At 66.1% G+C, this 5,834-nt stretch carries 3 protein-coding genes; all 3 read left to right on the top strand.

What is annotated here, in order from left to right:
• Positions 1-253: 253 nt before the first annotated feature.
• Complete coding sequence (locus V3572_RS04470; RefSeq protein ID WP_332109781.1) at positions 254-2,032, top strand: glycoside hydrolase family 3 protein; 1,779 nt, start codon at positions 254-256, stop codon at positions 2,030-2,032.
• A 286-nt stretch (positions 2,033-2,318) separates the two neighbouring features.
• A complete protein-coding gene (locus V3572_RS04465; protein WP_332109780.1) occupies positions 2,319-4,385 on the top strand; it encodes a methyl-accepting chemotaxis protein in 2,067 nt (688 codons plus the stop codon).
• A gap of 211 nt (positions 4,386-4,596) precedes the next feature.
• Positions 4,597-5,751 carry an SO_0444 family Cu/Zn efflux transporter gene (locus V3572_RS04460; protein WP_442877351.1) on the top strand — a complete coding sequence of 385 codons (1,155 nt, stop codon included), beginning with the start codon at positions 4,597-4,599 and terminating at the stop codon, positions 5,749-5,751.
• The last annotated feature ends 83 nt before the right edge of the window (positions 5,752-5,834 follow it).

Here is a 5,834-nt window from a genome sequence, read left to right as displayed (position 1 = left end):
TGTCCAGGCCCGTGTGGGACCTGGTGCGCGGTCAGGGCTTTTCTGCCGAGAAGCTAGGGGGTACGGGAAGGGAAATATGGAGCGAAAAAGCAAGCCCGTTGAGAAGGGATTCCAAAGGGCGAAGCCCTTTGAGACCGTTGACGAAGTCAGCGGTCTCCGAAAATCGCGAGCCGGTCGCGGCTTCGCCGCGCCGCCAGCGAGTGGTTTTCGTGCCTTTGCGCCCGGCATCGCAAAGTCCCGCCAGGGGCTTTGCATGCCATCTGAAAAAACGAAGCCCTTTGGCCGCCGGAGGCTTCTCCCCAACCTCGCAAAGGCCTGCGCCAAGGCGGCCCTGGCCGCCTTTTTTTGCGTCCTGGCCTGGGCCTTGCCCGGCATGGCCGGACGCGCCTCACAGGTGGACGCCTTGTGCGCGGCCATGAGCCTGGAAGAAAAGGTCGGCCAGGTATTCACCGTCTACTTTGCTGGGCCGGTGGTGTCGGACGACCTGCGGTCCTTGATCGCCGACTACCACATCGGCGGCGTGATCTATTACAGCGTGTCCGGCAACGTGGAGAGTCCGGCCCAGGTGGCCGCGCTCTCGCGGGATATGCAAAAGGCGGCGGCCGGGACGCCAAAGGGCGTGGGCCTTTTCGTTTCCGTGGACCAGGAAGGCGGTCCCGTGGCCAGGCTTCGCCGGGGGGTGACCCTTTTCCCCTCGAACATGGCCGTGGCCGCCACGGGGAATCCGGACAACGCCGGAATCATGGCCCGGATCATGGCCCGGGAGCTGTCGGCCCTGGGCGTCAACGTCAATTTCGCCCCCGTGGCCGACGTCAACGTCAATCCGGAAAATCCCATCATCGGCATCCGCTCCTTCGGCCAGGATCCGGCCAAGGTGGCGGCCTTCACCGCCGCCGCCGTGCGCGGCTACGAAAAAGGCCGGATGCTCTGCACCCCCAAGCATTTCCCCGGCCACGGCGACACGGCCGTGGACTCCCATCTGGGCCTGCCCGTGGTCACCCATGACGCGGCGACATTTTCCCGCGTGGACCTGCCGCCCTTTCAGGCGGCGATCACGGCCGGAACCCGGGCCATCATGACCGCCCATGTGGAGCTTCCGGCCGTGGACCCGTCCATGGTCCCCTCCACCCTGTCGCAAAAGGTGCTCGTCGGGCTTTTACGAGAAAAACTCGGTTTCCAGGGGCTGATTTTTACCGACTCCCTGGGCATGGGGGCCATGGCCAATACCGTGGGCACGGTGGAGGCGGCGGCCAAAGCCCTGGCCGCCGGGGCCGACGTGCTGCTTTTCGGCGCGGACAAGGGGCACACCACGGACCAGCAGCGCCAGGCCCATGCCCGCATCGTGGCCGCCGTGCGCTCCGGAGAAATTCCCATGGCCCGCCTGGACGAGGCCGTGCGCCGCATTCTCACGGAGAAAAAACGCCTGGGGATTCTCGCGGCCAGGGACATCAAGGCCCCGGAAACCGATCCGCAGAAGCTGGCGACCCGCCTGGCCACCGCCGCCCACGTCCGGGAGGCGGATCGGATCGCCCGGCGCAGCATGACCCTTCTGCGCGACGACGCCCATCTGCTGCCCCTGAAAAAATCCGGCCTCACCCTGGTCATCCGCCCCCGGCGCGGCGCGCCGGATGTGGACGAACCAGCCGAGGCGGCGCTTTCCGCCTGGCCCGGCGTCCGGCTTGCGCCCGTTTCCGGCGACCCCTCGCCGACCGAGACCGCGGATGTCCTGGCCCTGGCCCGGGAGGCCCGGGCCGTGGTCCTGCTCGTCTCCGGTGCGGCCACGAAACCGGGTCAGGCCCGGCTGGCCCGGGAGCTTTTGGCGGCGCATCCGGGCAAGGTGGTGCTTGTGGCCTCGGGCGCGCCCTATGACGCAGCCCTTTTCCCCGACGCCTCATGCCTGGTCGCCACCTACGGCGATGTCCCGGCCTCCCTGACGGCTCTGGGGCAGTCCCTTTACGGCGACAATCCCTTTCGCGGCGTCTGCCCGGTCAATATCGGACTGGCCGGGCCTTTTGCCCCCGATTCCCCGTAACCGCCGTCGTCATCCGGGCGCCATGGCGCCTTCACACTTTCGCCATGAAAATGAGCGGCAAAGAGCAGGATTTTTCGGCGAAGAACAACGGTATACTTCCGCCGCACCCGCCTCATGCAGTTTTCTTGCAATGCAAAAATGCCGCAGTTGTCCGGTTGTGCCCGGCCCGGGAATGGGCTATCCTTTTCATGCCTGAAAATTCAGAGACACCCACGAGGAGACCTTCATGGACCAATCATCACCAGCCTTTTCCCCGTCCGTGAAAACGAGCGTTGTGGGGGCCGTAATGTGCACCCTCATTGTTGTGTCTTTCTTTTTCGCCAATCTGTGGGTGATGATCGCGTGCGTGGCGCTCGGCGCGGCCTGCGCCATCTGGCTGGCCATGACCGTTTCCGGTTCCGAAGGTTTGCTTATGGCCGGGCTCTCCAAGATCAATGAAAAGAAGCGGGACTTCCTGTTCGACGAGGTACACGCCTGGAAGGAACACGGCCCTCTGGCCGCGCTTGTTTCCGAAGTGGTGGGCTTCAATATGCATCGCCGGGAATTCTACCGGGGCGCGGTCCAGGCCGTCGGCACCCCGTTTCTCCTGTGCGACGAGAAGGGAATCGTGACCCATGTCAGCGACTCCATGGCCGCCCTGCTCAAAAAACCGACCAAGGACATCGTGGGGCAGACCGTCAGCCGGGCATTTTACGGCAAGGACGGATCGTCGATCACGGAGGAGGTTCTGCGCACCAAACGCAAGGTCGCCGAGGAAAAACGCCTGACTCTGTGGGACGGCCGCAGCGTGGACATCTTTTTTTATGTCGACTGCATCATGAATTCCAAAGGCGTGGAACTCGGCGCGGTGTTGTCGTTGATGGACATGACCCTGGCCAACGAGCAGCGCCTCAAGATCGACGAAACCCACGAGGAGATGCTGACGCTCGGCCGCCAGATCAACGAACTGGCCCAGCGGGTGGCCTCGGCCTCGGAGGAGCTGTCCGCCTCGGCCGACGAACAGGCCCGGGGGGCGCAACAGCAGAAGGGCCAGGCCGACACCGTGGCCACGGCCATGGAAGAGATGACGGCCACGGTCCTGGAGGTGGCCCAAAACGCCTCCAAGACCGCCGAGGCCGCCAATCACGCCAACAACGCCGCAAGCGACGGCTCTGGCCGGGTGCGCGAGGCCGTGGACGGCATCAACGAGGTGGCCCAGTCCGCAAGCAAGCTGGGGCAGGTGCTGACCGACCTTGATTCCCAGGCCGCCGAGATCGGGCGCATCATCGGGGTCATCAACGACATCGCGGACCAGACCAACCTGTTGGCCCTAAACGCCGCCATCGAGGCCGCCCGGGCCGGAGAGGCCGGACGCGGATTCGCCGTGGTGGCCGACGAGGTCAGAAAGCTCGCGGAAAAAACCATGACCGCCACCAAGGAGGTGGAGCAATCCATCGGCCGCATTCAGGACGGATCCCGCCAGGCCGTGTCCTCCATGCGCGACACCGAACGCCAGGTGGCCGCCGGGACCGAGGCCACGGGCAAGGCCGGAACCTCGCTGGAACTGATCATCCAAAGCATCCTGGACATGTCCGGCCAGGTGGCCCAGATCGCCACGGCCGCCGAGGAGCAGTCCGCCGCTGCCGAGGAGATCAACCACAGCATCGAGGAAATCGCCGTGGTGGCCACCGAGGCCGAAGAGGGCGCCACCCAGACGGCCCAGGCCACCCGGGAACTGGCGGCCCTGTCCCAGGAGCTGTTGACCCTGTCCCTGGCCTTTTCCGGAGAGACCGCCGACAGGACCAAGCTGCGGGGCTCCAAGGGCGACATGAAGGGCATCCTGCCCAAACTCATGCAGGAATTCATTCGCCAGAACTTTGACCGCAAGGTCTACGAACGCATGCAGGAAGAGATGGGCAAGCCCACGTTTCTGCCCACGGACAGCTATCCCGACCAGGTGCTCTCCCAGATGGCCGACCTGATCTCCGAGATGACCGGCCAGAGCCCCCGGGACATCTTCCTGAAGCTTGGCCGGTTCACCGTGCCCCAGTTCCACCGCATGTACCGCCGCTTCTTCAAGGCCAAGACCCTCAGGGAATTCTACCTGACCATGAACGACACCCATGCCCGGCTGACCAAGGAATTTCCAGGCATCCACCCGCCCCGCTTCACTTATGAAGACAAGGGCGACACCTTGGTCATGACCTACCACTCCAAGCGAGGCTATCCGCACTATTTCGAGGGCATTTTAAACGGCGCGGCCGAGTTTTTCAAAGAGCGGGTGAAGATCACCGTCACCACGGTCAATGCCGAATCCTCCCGGGCCGAAATCGTCTTCCCGGCCGGTTCCGCCAAGCCCCGGGCCTTGAGCTGACCCGCCACGCTTGAAACGACCCCTTCGGGCCGCCGTCCCCTTCCCGGGGATGGCGGCCCTTCCGCTTTGACGCCGGACCCGCCCGGGATTATCATACTTTTTTAATATGATTTATTCCGCATTGGCCGGACGCCCCTGACGCGGTATGGTCCGCCCGGGCGCCCCAGCGCCATGACAGGAGAGGAAAACAAGCCGCATGCCACACGCCGTCATCGAGGCCGTTTCGTCCATGGCCGCCGCGTCCCTGGACGTTTTCGTGGAATCGGCCCCGTACATGCTCTTTGGCATGTTCGTGGCCGGTTTGTTGCGGGCCTTTGCGCCCGAGGGGTTCATCTTTTCCCGGCTTGGCGGACGCGGCCCGGGCAGCGTCCTGTGGGCCTCGCTTCTGGGCGCGCCGCTGCCGCTGTGCAGTTGCGGGGTGATTCCGGCGGCGGCGGAGATACGGCGGCGCGGCGCGGGCAAGGGGGCCACGGCCGCGTTTCTCATCTCCACCCCGGAGACGGGCGTGGATTCCGTGGCCGTGACCTATGCCCTCCTGGGTCCGGCCATGGCCGTCATCCGCCCCGTGGCCGCCATCGTCACGGCCACCCTGGCCGGGCTGTTCGTCAACGCCCTGGACCGCGACCGGCCGACTGCGGCCGCCCCACAGGCCCCCCGCTCCGGGCGTGCCCTGCATGCCCCGGCGGATTTCGCCGCCGGGATGTCCACTCCCGACGCCTGCGCCAACGCCTGTACGGCCGGGTGCGACTGCGGCGGCGGGCCATCCCCGCAGTCATCGTTTCTCTCCCGCCTTGCAGCCGGGATACGCTACGCCTTCGGGGAGCTTTTGCCGGATATCGGCGGCTGGTTCGTGCTGGGGGTCGTGCTCTCCGGGATCATCAGCGCCCTTGTGCCGCCGGATTTCATCCAGGCCCGGCTGGGTTCCGGCATCCTGCCCATGCTGGCGGTCCTGGCCGTGGCCGTCCCCCTGTACGTCTGCGCCACGGCCTCCACCCCCATTGCCGCAGCGCTTCTGGTCAAGGGCCTGTCGCCGGGCGCGGCCCTGGTTTTCTTGCTGGCCGGACCAGCCACCAACGCCGCCACCCTGGCCGTGGCCGTCAAAATCCTGGGAAAACGCGGCGCGGCCTGCTACCTGACGGCCATCGTCGTCTGCTCCCTGGCCGCCGGTCTGTGCCTGGACGCCTTTTTTCCCGGCGTGGCCGCCAAAACCGCCGACTTCCTGGCCGCGTCCGGCGAGGACGCCCCCGGCCTGCCCTCGTATCTGGCGGCGGCGGTCCTGGCCGCCTGCCTGCTGTGGCCGCTCGTCGCCAAACGGCGCACCACCTGCGAGTGCGGATGCACCGGCCCGGACGCGCCCCGGCCATGACCACCCTCCAACCCGACACGTCTCCCGCAGCCGCATCTCCCGGCCCTGTCCGGTTTTCCCCGGCCAGTTCCCTGGCGGCCATG

The organism is Desulfolutivibrio sp. (genome assembly GCF_036584575.1).
In the GTDB taxonomy this organism is placed as follows: Bacteria; Desulfobacterota; Desulfovibrionia; order Desulfovibrionales; family Desulfovibrionaceae; genus Desulfolutivibrio.
The sequence above is the reverse complement of the archived record's forward strand: the minus strand, read 5'-3'. Positions and strand labels throughout refer to the sequence as shown.